Below are 18,564 nucleotides of genomic sequence, written 5' to 3'. Positions count from 1 at the left end.
TTGGTCTAAAATGGCCTAAGCTTGTTCTCAGCTCCATTAGTTATCATCGTAATATTTCCTGACGGGTCATAGTTACACACCCAAATTTCCTTTTGCTCCAGCGCATCTCTACACACGGCTACACCACATCCAAGTTTTTGCGTATCTTTCCATACAACTTGAGTAAAATGACCACATTTCTCACCTGGCGCACATTGATTATTTGCGTAGGTATAATCTTTACATTCATCGCTCCACCCTAAGGTAGCCCACTCAGGTGACCCGGCAAAATAACCGTGAGCAAAGCTTGGTTTAAACTCTATGTATGCAAGATTCTCTCCGTACTTTTTGCCATCTCTTCGATTAAGCCAAGTTCGGTGCTGTGATTTGCAGTTATAATTATCGCGCAAAAAATTTGCCCACTCCTGAGCATAGGAAGCGATATTTTTATCCCACACCAAATTTTTAAGCCCGTAGCGGCTTCGAACACTATTATGAATAGCCAAAAATCTTAGCTCAATTTCATTTGGAGCAATATCTTTTGGCTCAAGTTTGACCTTTCTGATATCTTTGCTCTCATATTCTTTAACGACTTCTGAACAAACTTTATTAAGCTCTTGGGCCGTTTTAGGAATAGTGCGCCCAGAAAATTGTGGAGAGTTTACATGAACAGGTTGGTCTTCGTTAGATTTTGAATCTTTTTCCTGTTCATTATCGTTTGACGTTTGCAACAGCCCACAAGCACTTGCCATAGCTAATAAAAACAATAAAATACCCGAGTGCTTAAAAAATAAATTTAATACCCGCATGAGCAATAACTCCTGTTAAATGATAACTAAACATCTCAAAAGTAGGTTGAAAAAGTTTTTCATCAATTTGGTGCAAAAAATACCAATATGCAAATCCGCCCTCAGCAAATAAACCAAACTGCTTAAAGGGATAATACTCTACTCCAAGCTGAGCACTTGCATTTACAAGACCCCCAAAAACATTCACATGCTTTCTTATTGGGCTTTGACTTTCAAGCTCTTCTTGACTTATGGCAAACTTCTTATCGATTATAGGCATGAAAGTGACACTTAAACCGCAGCTTGCAAGTATATAAAAAGATAAATGCCCTAAGCCTGTGGAAAAACCAATCATTGGTTTTAAAATTCCACTTAAATCAACAATACCGCCAATATCACCAACATGAGGACTCAAAAAGTAACGCACCATAAAACCCGAGTGCAGATAACGATAAATGGGAACATCCAAAACGAAACTTGTTCCCCAGGTAAAATCCTCTTTATGGGCAAAAACATCTTTTTCATTGGTGTAAATTTTAGGCAAAGATAAAGCCGAAAACCCAAGACTTATTTTCTCTTCATCAAATGGATTTTCGCTCTCAGTAAAGGAACACATAGAAAATAAAAAAATTACCCCTAAAAATATTTTTTTCACAGATTTATTTATCACTACATACTCCTAAACTGGAGAATATTATAAAATATAATTATCATGTTTTAAAAAACAAAGGCAATAACATGTATTGTTATCATTTTCCAAGTTTATTCTGCCTATTTTCACTGCTGATTAGCTTACTGTTTTCATGTAGCGCTTCCCATAAAAATATCACATCCCAACAACATTCATTTTTATCGTCCGCCACTGATGGAGCCATTGCTTTACTGCCTCACCAACAATTTGTGGTTGACTATCTCAATAACAATCCTCACATCAAAGGATTACTGATAAATCATTACATGGGCACAGGTAAAACTTTTTTAGCACTTGGATATGCAGAGCAACATCAACAAGATCAGGTAATAATTCTAGGTCCTCCATACTTAAAAAATAATTGGCATCAACAAATAGATTTTTTTAACGTTGCCAATAAAAAACGATATAACTTTATAAGTTTTGAAGATGCTATAAAACAAACAAATACAAATATTTTTGATAAAAAAATACTTATTATAGATGAAGTGCACAATTTGATTCGCCACTTAAATACGGATAACGAAAACGAAAATCAAAAATATGCAAAACTTTTACTACAAACTCGTCAGGCAAGCAGGGTTCTAGGACTGACAGGTACACCTATTTACCAGGACGTGTCTGATATAGCCCTGCTGCTTAACTTAGTATCTCAAGAAGATCTTCTTCCCTTTAATCGCGAAGAATTTCGCACAAACTATTCTAAAAAAATTCCTTCACGAAGTTTCTGGCGTGGCAAGCTTTTTGAAAGCAATATTTTTTATCTAACGTTGCCGGTGTTTTTTTCTTTTTTAAGCTTTGCTCTCTTTGCCACTCCCCTAGCCATTATTCCAGGTGCAGCTTTAGGAGCTTCGATAATTCCCCTAACCAACACGACCATAGCTCCTCTCACTCACTATCAATTACGCGAAGGTGACTACGCCAAGCTAACGCCATACATTGAAAAATATGTGTCATTTTTTCGTTTTGAAAATCCCTCAAGCGAAGATTTTCCCTCACGCACTGTACAGTATCGACAAGTTCCCTATTCTACAGCTCAAATGGATTTTTTTCTGCGTTACATTGAAGAAGACCTACGCCCCCATGAAATCATAAAAATACTCCAAGAAAATCAAGAGCACATCGATACTGAATATGTTGCTATCAATAATTCTCGTATCAACAAAAATTTAAAACTCGTTCAGGGAAATGGGAGGGAGATCGGCAATTTTAGTCTTCCAAACGCTAGCGATACTCCCCCAAAATTTAATCACATACTCAGTGAAATCAAACAAAGCCCAGGAAAGATTGGGATTTTTTCCAACTATGATTTTAATGGCATAAAAAAGTTTTATGATTTTCTTTGTTCGCATGATTTATGCAAAGATGCAGTGTTGATTGACCCAAAAGAATCGGATGCGATTCAGGAACAAAAAATTAATCAATACAACACCGATAAGAAATCCATTATCTTGTTTACTTTCAGCGAAGGCGTAAATCTATTTAAAACTCGTCAACTCCATATTTTAGAGCCAGTACTTACCCCAGCAACACTCGAACAGGTCATGGGCCGCGCTGTACGCTACCGTTCTCATGCCAAGCTTTTACCTGAACAACGACATGTGGATGTTTTTGTATGGCAAAGCACTTTGCCATCATGGGACTGGAAAAGCTATCAACTTAAACGAAAAAATTGGATGCGGCGTTATGGAGAACTGAGCCGTTATAGTGATTGGGGCAAAGGTGCAAGTCAGATTGATAAAAACTACGATGCCAAGATATTCTCTCCAGATACTCACACTTTTATGGCGAGTGAAAAATTAAGACGTGATTCATCTCAAATTATCCAAACTCTACAAAAACACTCCATTGAAACGAGGCCATAAAAAATCATTCGCAAACTATTTCAAAACAGTCTCTAAGGGCAATGTTTTTCTCAATGATTGCCATTCCCCGCAATGAATGCTAGTTTCGCTCGGTCAATGAGAGCAGGAGTCAAAATGCTCAAAAAAACATACGAACGTCTTTTAATGTTGAGCATGGTGGTGTCAGCCTCAGTAGGATGTGATCAGATCACCAAACGCATAGCTGAACACAGTTTAGAGAATAAAAGCTATTCATTTCTGTTCGATACGCTACGTCTGCACCACATAAAGAATACCGGGGCATTTTTAGGAGCAGGGGCCAATTATAACTCTAGCCTTAAATTTATTCTGTTTATTATTTTCCCTGTGCTTTTTTTGGGGGCTGGAATTATTTATGTTGCCCTTAAATCAAGCATCACGCGCCTACAAGTTTTATGTGGAGCTCTGATTATTGGCGGTGGTATTGGCAATCTCATTGATAGAATATTTTTTCAGGGCGAAGTTACTGACTTTTTGAATGTCGGTATAGGTTCTCTTAGAACTGGCATTTTTAATATTGCTGATTTTGTTATCATGATAGGCGCTTTTGGACTCTTCTTTTTAGGATTTAAACAGCCAAAAAACAATTAAATCATTTGCCTAGCACCTTTCGTTGAGCGTTCATAATAACCTCTTTTCGCAGCTAAATAATGCTTCTGCAAGAGACCAGTTTTATTGTGGAATTGGTCTTTTGTGTTGAGTAACTTAATGAGTGGCTTACCTCCTAAACTTTGATTTAGTTACTGCCTTTGAATAAAACAACTACGAGCATTTTTCATATTGTTTTCTCCAGAATTCTGCACTGGTTTCAAACACTTTTTATTAGGAAAAATAATCTGTGGAATTGAGGTTTTTGAATAATCTCGCCCAAGTTGGAAATTTATATTGTCACCGCAACCAAAAATATCTCCATTGCTATCTACAAATATACTATGATAAGGAGCGGCAAAAATGAATTCAATATCCGATGTGTGTCTTATTTTTGCAATCTCATTTTTAGATTTATTATTACCCAACCCCAATTGTCCATAAGAGCTATCACCACATGCCCATACATCAGCATTAACATCTATAAAAAAACTTCCACAATAAGCTGCAAAAACAAACCTTATATCAGGAATAGCATCTATTTCTATAGGACGACTTGTTTCTAAACAATTTTTTAAACCTAATTGTTTATGATTATTCCAACCGCATGTAAAAACTTTGCCAGATGCATCTAAAAAGATAGTATGGTAAACTCCTGCAGAGATTTTTTTAATATTTGTTAGATTTTCTATAGGACAGGCGCTTTTATTATAACTAAATTTATTCGCACCTAACTGACCATGGCTATTGAACCCACAAGAATAAACTACGCCATTAAAATCAACAAAAAAACTATTAAGATGCCCAGCACAAATATCACTAATTCCAGAAAGATAGTCTAGTTTTATCAGCGCATTAGTCTCAAAAAAATCATTTAAACCTAATTGTAAATATTTATTGGAACCACAAACAAAAACTTCACCATTTTCATCTAAAAATAGAGCATGAGAATTTCCCACCGAAACACTTGTAATAGTTGCTGAAAAATTAATCTCATTACTAGCACATATTTTATTACTAACTAAACTGTCATTAAAAATTTTTTTATCGCCACAAACAAAAACACGACCATCATCACCCAAAAAAACTATAAAACAGCTACAAGAATAAATTTTTTTAATATTTTTTAATGGTAAAGAATTAATCTCTTTAATTATTGAATTGTTTTCATGATAGCTCGTTCCGCTAAAATTAATTTCATTGTTATCATCAATAAATACAGTAAAAATCGAACCACTAGCAATTGGAACCTGATCACCTGCATACACACAAAAATTCAAACAAAATACCACCAAGTAAAAATAGAGCTTCACTTACATGTCTCCTAGAAAATATTTTTTCCAAAGAAACAAATTCTGCTCCTATTTTATTTCTATATTTATACATGCAATGGTTTCTCTTTGAGGCTTTACTTCGTAATAAACGCTATGTGAAATACCTATATTAACAACATTTGCGAAAAGATTTAAAAGTCATTTCAAACAAAACCTCAAGCCCTTTTTGATAAAAGATGCTGAACGCTATTGCTGAGCTTGCCAAGGGAAAAAATAACAGGCAATGACGCCCAGGCACATAGGAAAAATAATGCAGTCCACCCAACATAATCTGCAAGCCAACCGGATAACATTGACAATACAACCCTACACAAAGAGCCAAATGAATAGAGCAAGGTAAAATGTGTCGCACTATAGCGCCTAACACAAATCGAAGATAAATAAGCAATAAAAACCGACGTAACAATTCCTGAACAAAAACCCTCGATACCAACGGTAAGTGTCAAAAATAATCTTTCGTACCCTATAGCTGCTAACATGGCAAACATCAGACAAGAAACTGCTTGCAAAATTGTGGCAATTAAAATTGAGCGTGCTATCCCAACATAGTTGATCAAGATACCCGCAAACAGCCCTCCTAGCACCATCAATCCAATACCAAAAACTTTGGTAATGGTAGCAAACTCAACTTTTGATACTCCCATTTCATACATAAAAGGAGCTGACATAGCTTGCAGTACGACATCACCAAATTTGAAAAATAAAATAAATAACAAAATATGTTTGATATTCTTATTTTGAAAAATCTGTAGGCATGGCTGCCAAAAGTGTCTAAACTTCAGAGACTCTAATAATTCAGATGGATTATGTGGCTCAGAGATAAACCAAACAGTAATCATACCAACCACAACCAAAGCTGCCATAATCTGATAGGCTACCGTCCACCCATAGGCAGAAGCTAGATAGAGTGCTCCTGCTCCAGAAGCGAGCATACCAAATTTAAAACCAATCGACTCAATAGCAGCCCCTGCTCCACTTAATGAAGCGCTAAAAATATGAATTCGATAAGTATCAACCACAATATCCTGGGTAGCCGAAAAAAATACTACCAAAAGTGCCCATATCGCCATCGATAATAAATTTTCTGCTGGCGAGCATTGGGCCATCATCACCAAAGAGAAAATTAAACCGGCTTGCGCAAGCAAAAGCCACGAGCGTTTTTGTCCAAAATATTTTGATATGATGGGGACACGCCAATTATCGATTATAGGTGCCCATAAAAACTTACAACTATAAGGAGTGGTCACCAACATAAACATGCCAATCGCTGTATTCGATATGCCATCCTCTGCAAGCCATCTGCTTAAAGTGGAAAGGGTTAGCAAAAAGGGTAATCCACTGACAAATCCCAAGAATAGTAAAGCTACCAATCGATGATCGGCATAAATGCTTGCTCTCATTAATATTTGAAAAATATGCTTTACCACCAGATCTATCTACAGAGCAAAATCAAAAAAGGCAAAACCTTAATTTATAGGCCTTTTATATTTTTTACCTTGACCAAAAAACTGATTGGGTAACTTATATTTTCCTAAATTTCATTAAAGAGATTTCGGTTATGTAAAGAAAATATTGAAAGGCTTCTTAATAATTTTTTTCACTAAGTCCTCGCGTGCTCTGCGGAATCGTTCAAAAATTTATTAAGAAGCCTTTCAATATTTTCTTTACATCGCCCGTAGATGCCTATCGAATTATTTAAAGACTATCAACTTATTCACGCCCGCATAACCTCCAATATTTTCTTAAACAGATATTTTAACGATGTGCACTTAATAGCGGCACATTTTTCAAAGTTCATATACTGTTCGGGGGCACTATGTGCGGTATCGCTGGTTGGGTTGACTGGGAAAAAAATCTCTCTCATGAAACTAAAATTTTAGGAAACATGGCCAAAAGCATTCAACACCGCGGGCCCGATGCTCAAGGCATGTGGTTTTCAGAACGCGCAGCGATAGCTCATAATCGCCTAAAAGTTATCGATCCTGAGGCGGGACAGCAACCAATGGTCTATCAAGCCGGCAATCAAACATTGGTCATCAGTTACAATGGTGAAATCTATAACTTTCATGAACTTCGCTCCCAACTTGAAAGCAAAGGTCATATTTTCTCTACTCATTCAGACACCGAAGTTCTTCTTCATTGTTATATTGAGTGGGGCACCGATTGTATTGAACGCCTCAATGGCCTTTTTGCTTTTGCCCTATGGGACAATTTAGAGCAGCAACTTTTCTTGGCGAGAGACCATCTTGGGGTAAAGCCGCTTTTCTATACACGTTATCAAAATGGTTTTATTTTTGGCTCGGAAATCAAGGCCCTACTCGCTCATCCTCAAGTGAAAGCCCTAGTCAGCAAAGAAGATATTGGCCATATTTTTTCTTTTCTTCCCGTGCATGTACCAGGAAAAACAGTTTATCAGAATATTTTTGAAGTGGCGCCTGGCCATTGGATGCTTATAAAGCGCGATGCCATAAAAAAACATTGTTATTGGAAATTAACAAGTGCCCCTCATGCAGACAGCTTAGATAAAACTGTTGTCACCATTAGAGAGTTTCTCGATGATATCGTAAAGCATCAAATAGTAGCTGATGTTCCCATTTGCACCATGCTTTCAGGCGGGCTTGATTCAAGCGGCATCACTGCACTTGTTGCCAAGGAATTTTCTCGACAAGGAAAAATTCTCAACAGCTACTCCATAGATTTCAAAGATCACGAAAAACATTTTTCTCCCAACCAAATGCATTTAAGCTTAGATATGCCCTGGGCAGTAAAAGTCGCTCAACACGTGGGCGCCCATCAACATGCAATCATCATCGACTCTCCTGAATTGCTCGAAAACATATTAGCCCCTATGAAAGCTCACGATCGGCCAGGTATGGGGCAAATGGAAACTTCCCTGTATTTGCTTTTTTGCGCTATGAAAAAAAATGCTACCGTAGCACTTTCAGGTGAATCAGCCGATGAAGTATTTGGCGGCTATCCTTGGTTCCAAGACCAAAAGGTGCTCGATGCACAAACATTTCCTTGGATGGCTTTTTTGAAAGATGTAGATTTTCACGCCACATCGCTTTTGTCTGATGAACTCAACACCCATTATTTTCCCAAACAATATATCGCTGATCGTTACCTGCAAGCTATAAATGAAACCCCGCGGCTTAAGGGAGAAAACAGCCAGGATGCTCGTATTAGAGAGATATTTTACTTAAATCAAACGCGCTTTCTTCCCATGTTGTTGGATCGTAAAGATCGCACGAGCATGGCTACTGGTTTTGAAGTTCGTGTACCGTTTTGTGATTATCGCTTAGTGCAATACCTATGGAATGTTCCTTTTGCTATGAAAAATACAGGTAATATTGAAAAGGGAATTTTAAGAAAAGCGTTTGAGGGACTCTTACCTAATGACATTTTATATCGCAAGAAGAGCCCCTATCCTGCCACACAAAATCCTTCCTACCTAGAAGGACTACAACAATTATCATGGGACATCATTAATAATCCCAATGCCAAAGTCCAACCATTCATCAATGCTCGGGTTTTTAAAGATGAACTAAAACCAGGACTTAAAGATAAAAACAAATTGGGATTTAATCTGCCGCTTGAACATCTTATTCAAATAAATGCGTGGTTGGATAGCTACAAAATTGAAGTGATTTAACAACAAAATTATACACACTCAGAGATTGTTTCACTAAACAATCTTTCAACACTCTTTGCCAATATTAATTTATAAGTTGTGACCAGCACACCGATACATTTTTAATTGCTGCAGATGTGAACTACCAATCAGAAATACCATTTTGGTCATAAAGTAAAAGAGCTTTTGCCTTCTTCATATCGTTAACGCCCTCTGTTCCAAGCAAAATATCGAGAGCACTTTTGCTAATTTTTTGCCACTCATCTTTAGACTTTACTCCGCGCATTTCTTTGGCCAAAAGATGAATTGCTATCTGAATACGTACATCTTTAAGCGGCGCTCCCTTGAGGCTGTGCACTAAATAAGCAATCACATTGAGCTCTTTACCGTTCTCTATCCGCACTATATCGGAAGGTTTTATCATTGAAAACAAACTAAGAAGAAGTGAGAAGCTGGAAACTTTATTAATATTTTTTGTATTGACCTGAGCTTTTTGGAGGGCAACTTTTGCTTGTTCTATAGCTGCAGAGAGCCAAAGTTTTCTTAATTCCTTTTGTCGTTCACCACTCACATTGCCGTAGAGAGGACGCATCATAAAGAATTCAAAACCAGTAGGCCTATCGGACCAAGAATTTTTAACTGTCCATTTTATGTAGTCTTCAAGCTTAGATGCATCTCGTAATCTTTGCTCTATCTTGGCAATAAGTTTAAGATGGGCTTCGTTCTTTGAGTTTTCTGCCAAATAGAAAAGATAGTGACTCAGCTCATTAAATTGAAGTTGTGTATCAAGATTAGGAATTATATCTGTCAGCCTTCTGATTATATTCCTAAAATAAATTTCATTAGTTGAATCCGATAATATAAAAGATAAAAATGATTGTTCATTTGCTTTTATTTTTCTTGTAAAAACATCAAACACTGACTGTTTTGATAAATAATTTAAGCAGTTATTTAGAAAGCTTGATAAATGTGTGCATAATCTATCCCCATCAGTAGATTTCCAATTTATTTTTATAGTTCGATTATCAGGATTAAATTCTGTCGTACTCATATCTGATATTCTTTCTCTCTTAATAAATCGAGCAAGATAATCCAAAAAATATATGCCTTCATGCTTGCTATTAAACAATTTTAAAATTCTGTCTTCATTGCACCTGTTGTCTTCACAAAAAGTGTCCATTCCTGACATTACACTCTCAAATTCAAACTTATGGCTGTCGCCTGCTAATTTTGCAGCCCCAGCCAACAATCTCTCCGGTGATGGCGCAAACAGAGAGTTACTGCTTCGACTTGTCGATTTGTTCCCATTTCCCGTATGATTAGAGCCGTTACGACTGTTATCGACACAGCCAACAATAAGAGCCATTAAGGCCCCACACACAACATAAAATCTCATAAAACTCACCTTAAACTAGTAAATAATAATTAACATCAATATCAACTTATACAAGATGGTTATTAATACTTATTTCTGCATCATCATTTAATTTATTTAATTATTACATTATTTTATTCCCTCACTTGTTCTCTAAGAGGAATTTCTCGCAAAAACCATACCACCACCAAAGCCGTTAAAGCCAATGGAACAGCTGTCAGAAATACTCTATCAAGCGATAATACAAAGGCTTGAATCAATCCTGCATGCACCTCTTGCGGCAAAGATTCCATTTCCTTTGGGCTCTGGGAGAGAATTTGCTGTACCCCTAAAGATGATTGCAAAAAAGATGGATCAACAAAACGCTCCAAATTTATGGCTAGTTGACTGTTTAGAATTGATCCAAAAAAAGCTGTACCGATCGAAGCCCCAAGGGAGCGAAAAAAATTGGTAGCTGAAGTAGCCACTCCCAGATCGCTATGGTTAACAGCATTTTGCGCGGATGTAACCAACACCTGCATGGCTAAACCCATCCCCAAACCTGCAGTTAAAATATAAAATGAAACTTTTAATAGTGAAGTTTCATAACTAATTTGTGAAAGCAAAAATAAACCAAAAGATAATAAGACTGCCCCTGCCAATGGAAATATGCGATATTTTCCTGTTTTTGACACCAAAAGCCCGGAAGAAATACTGCCACCTACCATGCCGACCATCAGTGGCAATAAATAAAGTCCAGAGTTAGTTGCCGAAGCCCCTTTCACAACCTGCATATAGAGCGGCAGAAAAATAATCACGCCAAACATAGACATTCCAAAAATGAAGCTTGCCAGGCTTGAAATACGAAAGATATCGTTTTTAAAAAGTTTAAAAGGAACGACTGGTTCATGGGCTCGATGCTCTTGCAGAAAAAATAAACAAAATGAAAATAGCCCCAAAGCAATCAGACCAAGAATCTCAGAAGAAAGCCATTTAAATTCACTACCAGCCCATACCGTCACTAACATGATGCAGCTAACCAACAAAACTAATAGAAAGGAGCCCAAATAATCAATGCGATGTTCAACCCGCTGGTAAGGCAACTTTAAGACAGAACTAATAACTACTAACGCTAAAATGCCTAAAGGAAGATTGATATAAAATATCCAACGCCACGACGCATAGTCAATAAAAAATCCCCCGAGCAGTGGCCCAACAATACTAGCCAAAGCAAAAACCGCACCAGTATAACCTTGGTAACGACCTCGTTCACGAGGAGAAACTACATCTCCGATGATTGCTTGAGCAATTACAATCAAACCCCCGCCCCCTAGCCCTTGCACTGCACGAAAAATAATAAGTTGTACCATGCTTTGAGCAATGCCACAGAGGAGTGAGCCCACCACAAATGTGATAATAGCAAACTGATAAATTATTTTTCTCCCATAAAGATCACCAAGTTTTCCATATAAAGGGAGTGAAACTGTACTGCTCAGTAAATATGCCGTAACAACCCAGGATAAATTATTTAATCCACCAAGCTGTCCAACAATGGTTGGAAGCGCAGTTGAGACAATGGTCTGATCGAGGGCAGCAAGCAACATACCAAGCATCAAACCACTCATAATGATAAGCACTTCGGTGTGATTAAGGATTTTCCAATCATCTGATAGTTGCTTATTAATTTTTTGTTTCATTCTGAGCGCCCCTTGCTACAGCCAATAAAAATAAAAATTTATACTTTCCGTAATTATTATCATTTAATCCCCTCAATTGGTGTTTATTAAGTTGCAGTTATTTTTCACCAGAGTCTTGCTTCCATAATTTATCGTTTATAAATTGAGTTTCAATTTGGCGAAAAACGCATAATCAAGTGATAAGATTTTTTTAAAAAAAACGGAGCAAAGATGCACATCATTGAGTATCGCCAAAATATTTCCGTCTCACTCCATGATTGCTGGGAGTTCTTTTCAGCACCACAGAATCTGAAAATTCTTACCCCGCCCCACCTCGGATTTAGTGATAAAAATGATGCTCAGCCTATGTACCCAGGACAAATTATCATTCATCAAATCAAACCCTTACTTGGCATCCCAATAGAATGGGTTACCCAAATAACCCATGTAAAAATTTTTGATTATTTTATTGATGAGCAACGCTTTGGCCCTTATAAATTTTGGCACCATGAACATCGCTTTCAAGAAAGCTCTGATGGCACACGGATAATTGATAGAATTCACTATCAGCTTCCCTTTGGGCCCTTGGGAAATTTGATGAATTGGCTGAAGGTTCGAAGGGATTTAGAAAAAATCTTTGACTACCGCCAGCAAAAAATTGTTCAGATTTTTAAATAGAAGGCCTTGAGTAGATTAAAAATATTGGAGAGATCACATGTTTTTACTAATGGGCAGTCATTTATTTGATCCAAATCATTTAGCTGCTTTCAAAGATAAAATAATTGTCATGATCGAAGACTATGGTCTTTGCACTCATTTTCGCTACCACAAACAAAAGTTGATTTTTTTCCTTGAAGCAATGCGAAATCACAGAGATCTTTTACGTTCTTGTGGCTTCAATGTTCATTATTCAGAATTAAAGTTCAATGCAAAACCTATCCCTTTTGTTAAACAGCTCGAAAAAATAATTAAACAAAAAAATATTACTGAACTAACTAGTTTCAGCATTGAAGATAAATTTTTTCGCCAAGAAATAAATGAACTCTGCATAAAACAAAACTTGTCGTGGATGGTGTACGATTCTCCTCTCTTTCTCAATAATGAACGAGAAATTTGCGAAGCACTCTCTGATAAACGACCTCTTATGAAAAATTTTTATCAATCCCAAAGAGTCAGCCGAGAGATTCTTCTCACAAAGAATCAACTCCCTTTAGGGGGAAAATTTAGCTTCGATAATGAAAACCGTCTCAGGCTGCCAAAAAATATTGTCATTCCTTTGATTGCACCTGCAAGCCCAAGTATTCACCAAGATAAAATCGTTCAAGTAGTTACCAAGTTCTTTCAAAAACACCCAGGAGATATCGCTCCATGGCTCCCCACCACACGAGCGCACGCTAAAAAAGCGCTTCATAAATTTATTCAAGAGCGACTCATATCTTTTGGGCCCTATGAGGATGCCATCCAAAAAGATGAGCCTTTTTTGTTTCACTCTGTTTTATCACCGCTGATAAATTGCGGTCTTTTGACGCCTCAAGAAATTCTTGATGAAACACTCAAAAATGCTGATTCCGTTCCTCTTAATTCCCTTGAAGGTTTTGTTCGACAAATTCTGGGATGGCGCGAATTCATTAGAGGAATTTATGAAAAATTTTCCTACCAACAAAAAGACGATAATTTTTTTGGGCACCAAAGAAAGCTGGCTGCTTCATGGTATAGCGCTGACACCAGCATTTTGCCGCTCGATACAGCAATCAAAAAAGCACAGCTCTATGGATACTGCCACCATATCGAACGCTTGATGATTATTTCCAACATCATGCTTTTATGCGAAATCCACCCCTTAGAAGCTTATCGCTGGTTCATGGAGATGTTCGTTGATTCTGCAGATTGGGTTATGGGACCAAATGTGTTCGGCATGGGGCAATTTAGTGATGGAGGCCTTTTTACCACTAAGCCGTACATTTGTGGCTCAAACTATATTTTAAAAATGAGCAACTACACTAAAGATGATTGGTGCGATACGCTCGACGGGCTCTACTGGCGTTTCATTGATAAACATAAGAAATTTTTTCTGGAGCAGCCGCGCCTCTCTATGATGCCTAAACTTTTGGATCGCATAGGCTCACAAAGAAAAAATTATCTCTTTAAAAAAGCACAGCAATTTATTGAACTACATACTATATAAAACAAAAAAATCCTTTCCTAATCAAAAAATCATGCGCTGGATTTAACAGCGCTCGATGGAATAAAAAATATTTGAATAGTCCAGGAAATATATTTTTATAAAACCCGTTTTTAAAAAATCACTCAAAAATCCTTTCACAATAATCAGGAGTAATCTGCAAATATTGCTCAGGAATTTTTTCAAACCATACGTAGGTAGTTGTTTCGCCTATATCACTCACAATCCAAGCCTTAAGTTCTCCCTTAGTAGATTCAGTTTGATTCATTTCATCATTGCCAAATAGCATGCTTTTAAACTGTTTAAGAGACGAAGGACTATTATCCTGCTCCATAAAATAAGACTCTCTTGGCAATATCTTACAGATATTAACTTTCCCATCAGACCACCTAAAAGAGCAATTAAGCCTTTCATTAGTGGCAATAAAATACTTTATTAAATCCCTCCCACCTTCATACTTCCTAACAGAGTAAAGCCTCTCACTTCTCGGAGATAGAACTATGTATTTTTCAACATCTATAACACTAGAATTATCAACCAACTTAACCGTATTTTTTACTACTTTTTCAACTTCTTTTGGAATTTTTCCTGGCGACAAAGCAAAGCATAATTTACTAGTAATAAAAAATAATAAAAAACATTTAAGACGAAACATTATGAACAAACCTCTTACTAATTAAAAAAAATCAATAACAACAATTAAATTAAAAAATAAGATTAAGATAATCAACAATACCTATTTATCAACATCTATCAACCCTGGAAAAACATTAAAAACTGCGCTATTACTCAAAAATAGAAATTAAATTATCTTCACATTCTTCTCTATACCAAACCCCTTGAGCTCGTTGAATAAATCTTTTACACCGCCCCTGACAACAAAGAACCCCCAAACACTTATGTTGAAAACTGTACAAAATTTTACTAGGTTTCCTTTCAACAAACACGTCTTGTTATCCGTGTTTATGCTCTTCTTAAGCTCATGCGCAAGCAGCTTACACAGCAAAAAAGTTATTCGGCAACAGCAAAGTACTCAGCGTTCTCAAACAAACAATAAAAGTTGTCATTTTAAATACAAGGTAAAAAATAAACGCTACTGCGTATTAAAAAACGCACATAATTTCCAACAAACCGGCGTAGCCTCATGGTATGGTCCCAAATTTCACGGCAAAAAAACCGCGAGCGGACAAATCTACAATCAGAATAAATTGACTGCAGCTCACAAAAATTTGCCTTTTGGCACTCGTGTAAGAGTTTTGAACTTACGCACAAAGCAATCAGTTATCGTCACCATAAACGATCGTGGTCCCTTCCATGGTGGCCGTATTATTGATCTTTCAAAACGAGCTGCAAAACTTATCAACATGTCGGGCACTGATCGCGTACACGTCAAAGCGCTTTAAAATATAAAGTGATATTATTAAATATTTTATTTTCTCTAAAAAACAAAATACCCTCAATACTTAAACGATTAATTTGCTAAATTTACTTATTGCTTTTAAAGCATTTCATCATAAAACAATTCAACTAATTCCTGTTTTTTGCTAAGACCAGTCTTATCTTTTATGCGATTGAGGTAGGTTTCTACCGTTCGAGGTGAAATAGTTAAACTCGAAGATATCCCCTGCATGCTAAAACCTTTCGACAATAATGTTAAGCAAGCAAGCTCCTGCCTGGAAAGACTAAAACTCAGGCCATTTAAAACAATAGTTTTATTTTTTGCTTTGGCAAAAATAGCACTTCGGTTCACATCATTAAGTCGCTCAGGAATCCAAAATTTATTTTTTTGAGCCTGTTCTAACAAAACTTTTCCTCTATGCTCAAACTCTCGGATAAATCTAATCATTTCCCCAATATTGTTGAGGTAAAAATTATGTATTGGATACCCAAGGGGAGCAGCAAAAGCGATCAAATTGTAATGTTCTTTAAAGCGCTCAACAAAACACAAGCCATTATCGATGCCATATTCCCGTGCCATATTAGTGTCATCCTGGGGCAGTGATTCATTCCACAAGAACATATAGAGGTTTTTATGCAAAAGTTCTTTCGTGATATGAGATAAAATTCTGCGCTTTGCCCTAATTCGAGCTGAAACAAAATCGCCGTGAGTTACCAAAAAAAAATGGCGATCATCTTTGAATACACTTGAGTATTGAAAATAATTGAGACCTGACTTTTTAAAAAAATTTTGGGCAATGCTTTTCACATCTTTTTGCGCATCCATAAAAAAATTATCAATAGAAAAATGCATTGTTAAAAACCTCAATGTCCGTAATTTTTCCCGACCTATAATGAGCGTGATTGTGATAGCAAAGCAAAAAAAATTCCTACTTACAAGGTGAGATAAAAATGATGAAAATAAAAGTTGACTATCACACAATAGAAAACGAGCTAAAACAGTTGGTACATAATTGGATAAGGGCTTATCAAACCAAAGATATAAAACTCATGAAACAAATTCTCTCTGATAATAAAAAATCTTTCTCATTTGGCACTGGAGCAGATGAAAAAATAGAGGGCCTAGACGGAATGCTATTGCAGCTTAAAAGAGACTGGTCTCAATGTGAGGATAGCACGCTTGAACTACTTAGTTTTCGTTGTGATAATTTTGGCGAATCGTGTGCATGGATTGCTTGCGAAATACTTCCAAGCATAAAAATTTGTGGTCAATATCAGAGTTTTCCTCCACTAAGAGCGACTATGGTAACTGCAAAAGAAAATGGCAGTTATAAAATCGTACACAGCCATGCCTCATGGCCTCATCAAAATCAAAAGCCAGACCAATCTTTTCCCCGGTTAAAGTAATGAGAGAAAAAACAGGAATTTTTCGCTAAAAAAAATTTTAAGAGAGCATTAGCGCAAAAAACATGCTTGATGCTCACAATAAAATGTGCCTTACTCAAATCAAAAAACTTGTGGTGGCCTATGCAAAAAAGCATGAAATTAGCTCTTCCCTTACATCTAGCGTGCGGAGTTAAAATAAAAAACCGCATCGCCAAATCAGCTATGAGCGAAGACATGGCTGATACAAATCATTCTCCCACAAAAAATCTCTGCACCCTATATCAACGCTGGGCTCAAGGAGGAGCTGGTCTTCTCATCAGCGGAAATATCATGGTTAACTCCAATGCCTTGGGTGAGCCCAACAATGTCGTTATAGAAAAAGGCCTTGATAATTTGGAAGCTCTAAAAGCATGGGCTGAAGCCGGCACAAAAAATAGCACTCAGTTTTGGGTGCAACTTAATCACCCAGGCAAACAAAGCCCACGATTTCTTTCCAAAAAACCTATGGCTCCTTCTGCCATTGGTTACGCTTCTCCTCTCTCTAATTTTTTTAATGCCCCCCGAGCAATGAACGAAGAAGAAATTTATGACACTATTGAACGCTTTGCCTATGCCGCAGAACTGTGCAAAAAAGCCCAGTTTGGCGGCGTTCAGATTCATGGAGCACACGGTTATTTGCTTAGTCAATTTTTATCTCCCATTCATAATCAACGCAGCGATTCTTTTGGGGGAAGTTTAGAAAATCGCATGCGCTTTGCAATTAAAGTTTATAGAGCCATTCGTCATGCTGTAGGAAATGATTTTCCAGTGGGAATAAAATTAAATTCAGCGGATTTTCAAAAAGGTGGATTTAGTGAAGAAGAATCCATGGAAGTAGTAAAAAGATTATCTGAAGAAGGAATCGATCTTTTAGAAATTTCTGGTGGGACCTATGAATCCCCAAAAATGATGATGGGTTCCGAAGCGAATGAAAGCACAATAAAAAGAGAAGCTTATTTTTTAGAGTATTGCGCAAAGGTAAGAAGCCTTATTAAAACCCCAATCATGTTAACAGGCGGTTTTAGAACAGCTCAAGCCATGAATAACGCATTAGAATGGGGCGCTTGTGATCTTATTGGGCTTGCGCGCAGCCTTGCTCTTGATCCAGACTTTGCCAATAATTTATTACTGCAAAAGAACAGCCAAAGCATGGTTCGTCCAATAAAATCTGGTATCAGAGCTTTTGACAAAAGAGCACCATTGGAAATTTTTTGGTATACAGCTCAGCTTAAAAGAATGGGGCTTGGAAAAAAGCCAAACCCTAACGCAAGCCCTTTGTGGGTTTTGTTATCTAATCTCATGCAAAGCGGATGGCATGGATTAAGACGAGTACGAGCCTCTAAATAAAATTAAAACTATTGTTTCGTAACGGCATTAGTTATTTTTTGAGGTCAAAGCTTAAAGAGTGTATTAAAAATAATTTTTCGCTAATCAAAGAAATCATTTTTGTCCACTATCATGTGTCATTTTGACCATTATCCCTATCGCGGGGATCCAGGCAAAATGCTTAACCGTCTAGTTAAAATGAATAATATAAATCATTCCCTGTAAAGAGCTTATTCTCTTGCCGTAAACCCTTCGAGACGAGTCATTGCTCTCCCCGCCTGCGCGGCGATGACAAGAATAATGGTCAAA

The 18,564-nt window shown here is 37.0% G+C and carries 16 protein-coding genes; 8 read left to right on the top strand and 8 right to left on the bottom strand.

All coding sequences use genetic code 11. The features are described 5' to 3' along the window. Positions 1-5: 5 nt before the first annotated feature. Entirely contained in the window at positions 6-788 is a 783-nt protein-coding gene (locus H6731_10875; protein ID USN50742.1) for a hypothetical protein, read from the bottom strand. Next, a complete protein-coding gene (locus tag H6731_10870) occupies positions 763-1,437 on the bottom strand; it encodes a hypothetical protein (protein ID USN50741.1) in 675 nt (224 codons plus the stop codon). Before H6731_10870 ends, H6731_10875 begins: the two co-directional genes overlap by 26 nt. A gap of 68 nt (positions 1,438-1,505) precedes the next feature. Here H6731_10870 and H6731_10865 point away from each other — a divergent pair, with 68 nt between their 5' ends. Both H6731_10865 and lspA read left to right on the top strand, forming a co-directional pair. After that, a complete protein-coding gene (locus tag H6731_10865; protein USN50740.1) occupies positions 1,506-3,323 on the top strand; it encodes an AAA family ATPase in 1,818 nt (605 codons plus the stop codon). A gap of 114 nt (positions 3,324-3,437) precedes the next feature. After that, positions 3,438-3,932: a signal peptidase II gene (lspA, locus tag H6731_10860; GenBank protein ID USN50739.1), complete on the top strand. Its 495-nt coding sequence runs from the start codon at positions 3,438-3,440 to the stop codon at positions 3,930-3,932. A 149-nt stretch (positions 3,933-4,081) separates the two neighbouring features. Here the strand turns inward: lspA and H6731_10855 are convergent, their stop codons facing one another. After that, positions 4,082-5,197 carry a hypothetical protein gene (locus tag H6731_10855; protein USN50738.1) on the bottom strand — a complete coding sequence of 372 codons (1,116 nt, stop codon included), beginning with the start codon at positions 5,195-5,197 and terminating at the stop codon, positions 4,082-4,084. Positions 5,198-5,418: 221 nt separating this feature from the next. After that, positions 5,419-6,690 (bottom strand): MFS transporter, encoded by a 1,272-nt coding sequence (locus H6731_10850; protein USN50737.1) that lies wholly within the window; start codon positions 6,688-6,690, stop codon positions 5,419-5,421. 389 nt (positions 6,691-7,079) lie between these two features. Here H6731_10850 and asnB point away from each other — a divergent pair, with 389 nt between their 5' ends. After that, positions 7,080-8,915, top strand: a complete 1,836-nt coding sequence (asnB, locus tag H6731_10845) for an asparagine synthase (glutamine-hydrolyzing) (GenBank protein USN50736.1) — start codon at positions 7,080-7,082, stop codon at positions 8,913-8,915. A gap of 121 nt (positions 8,916-9,036) precedes the next feature. Here the strand turns inward: asnB and H6731_10840 are convergent, their stop codons facing one another. Together H6731_10840 and H6731_10835 are read right to left on the bottom strand one after the other, a co-directional pair. After that, on the bottom strand, positions 9,037-10,290 hold the full coding sequence (locus H6731_10840; protein USN50735.1) for a hypothetical protein: 1,254 nt from the start codon (positions 10,288-10,290) through the stop codon (positions 9,037-9,039). Between the two features lie 113 nt (positions 10,291-10,403). After that, positions 10,404-11,945 (bottom strand): MFS transporter, encoded by a 1,542-nt coding sequence (locus H6731_10835; GenBank protein USN50734.1) that lies wholly within the window; start codon positions 11,943-11,945, stop codon positions 10,404-10,406. A 210-nt stretch (positions 11,946-12,155) separates the two neighbouring features. On the opposite strand from H6731_10835, the gene H6731_10830 reads away from it, so the two are divergent. Next, entirely contained in the window at positions 12,156-12,602 is a 447-nt protein-coding gene (locus H6731_10830; protein USN50733.1) for an SRPBCC family protein, read from the top strand. 37 nt (positions 12,603-12,639) lie between these two features. After that, entirely contained in the window at positions 12,640-14,109 is a 1,470-nt protein-coding gene (locus tag H6731_10825; protein USN50732.1) for a cryptochrome/photolyase family protein, read from the top strand. A gap of 118 nt (positions 14,110-14,227) precedes the next feature. Here the strand turns inward: H6731_10825 and H6731_10820 are convergent, their stop codons facing one another. Then, positions 14,228-14,761 (bottom strand): hypothetical protein, encoded by a 534-nt coding sequence (locus H6731_10820; GenBank protein ID USN50731.1) that lies wholly within the window; start codon positions 14,759-14,761, stop codon positions 14,228-14,230. A 310-nt stretch (positions 14,762-15,071) separates the two neighbouring features. Between H6731_10820 and H6731_10815 the strand changes: the two genes are divergently transcribed. Continuing rightward, the gene (locus H6731_10815; GenBank protein ID USN51984.1) at positions 15,072-15,509 is read left to right on the top strand and encodes a septal ring lytic transglycosylase RlpA family protein; all 438 of its coding nucleotides are present in this window, start codon (positions 15,072-15,074) and stop codon (positions 15,507-15,509) included. A 95-nt stretch (positions 15,510-15,604) separates the two neighbouring features. On the opposite strand, the gene H6731_10810 is transcribed toward H6731_10815, so the two are convergent. Next, positions 15,605-16,357 (bottom strand): helix-turn-helix transcriptional regulator, encoded by a 753-nt coding sequence (locus H6731_10810; protein ID USN50730.1) that lies wholly within the window; start codon positions 16,355-16,357, stop codon positions 15,605-15,607. A 98-nt stretch (positions 16,358-16,455) separates the two neighbouring features. Between H6731_10810 and H6731_10805 the strand changes: the two genes are divergently transcribed. Next, complete coding sequence (locus H6731_10805; GenBank protein USN50729.1) at positions 16,456-16,911, top strand: nuclear transport factor 2 family protein; 456 nt, start codon at positions 16,456-16,458, stop codon at positions 16,909-16,911. Positions 16,912-17,031: 120 nt separating this feature from the next. Beyond that, entirely contained in the window at positions 17,032-18,276 is a 1,245-nt protein-coding gene (locus H6731_10800; GenBank protein USN50728.1) for an NADH:flavin oxidoreductase/NADH oxidase family protein, read from the top strand. Positions 18,277-18,564: the final 288 nt, after the last annotated feature.

Source organism: Myxococcales bacterium, assembly GCA_023898405.1.
Lineage (GTDB): Bacteria > Myxococcota > UBA727 > UBA727 > JABDBI01.
Note: the sequence above shows the minus strand (reverse complement) of the source record. Positions and strands in the feature narration are given on the sequence as shown.

Bases quoted from the DNA above. Each gene is read 5' to 3' on its own strand.
- H6731_10810 (USN50730.1), bottom strand. From the start codon at position 16,357: ATGCATTTTTCTATTGATAATTTTTTTATGGATGCGCAAAAAGATGTG.
- asnB (USN50736.1), top strand. From the start codon at position 7,080: ATGTGCGGTATCGCTGGTTGGGTTGACTGGGAAAAAAATCTCTCTCAT.
- H6731_10875 (USN50742.1), bottom strand. From the start codon at position 788: ATGCGGGTATTAAATTTATTTTTTAAGCACTCGGGTATTTTATTGTTT.
- H6731_10830 (USN50733.1), top strand. From the start codon at position 12,156: ATGCACATCATTGAGTATCGCCAAAATATTTCCGTCTCACTCCATGAT.
- lspA (USN50739.1), top strand. From the start codon at position 3,438: ATGCTCAAAAAAACATACGAACGTCTTTTAATGTTGAGCATGGTGGTG.
- H6731_10865 (USN50740.1), top strand. From the start codon at position 1,506: ATGTATTGTTATCATTTTCCAAGTTTATTCTGCCTATTTTCACTGCTG.
- H6731_10805 (USN50729.1), top strand. From the start codon at position 16,456: ATGATGAAAATAAAAGTTGACTATCACACAATAGAAAACGAGCTAAAA.
- H6731_10815 (USN51984.1), top strand. From the start codon at position 15,072: ATGCTCTTCTTAAGCTCATGCGCAAGCAGCTTACACAGCAAAAAAGTT.
- H6731_10825 (USN50732.1), top strand. From the start codon at position 12,640: ATGTTTTTACTAATGGGCAGTCATTTATTTGATCCAAATCATTTAGCT.
- H6731_10820 (USN50731.1), bottom strand. From the start codon at position 14,761: ATGTTTCGTCTTAAATGTTTTTTATTATTTTTTATTACTAGTAAATTA.
- H6731_10835 (USN50734.1), bottom strand. From the start codon at position 11,945: ATGAAACAAAAAATTAATAAGCAACTATCAGATGATTGGAAAATCCTT.
- H6731_10800 (USN50728.1), top strand. From the start codon at position 17,032: ATGCAAAAAAGCATGAAATTAGCTCTTCCCTTACATCTAGCGTGCGGA.
- H6731_10840 (USN50735.1), bottom strand. From the start codon at position 10,290: ATGAGATTTTATGTTGTGTGTGGGGCCTTAATGGCTCTTATTGTTGGC.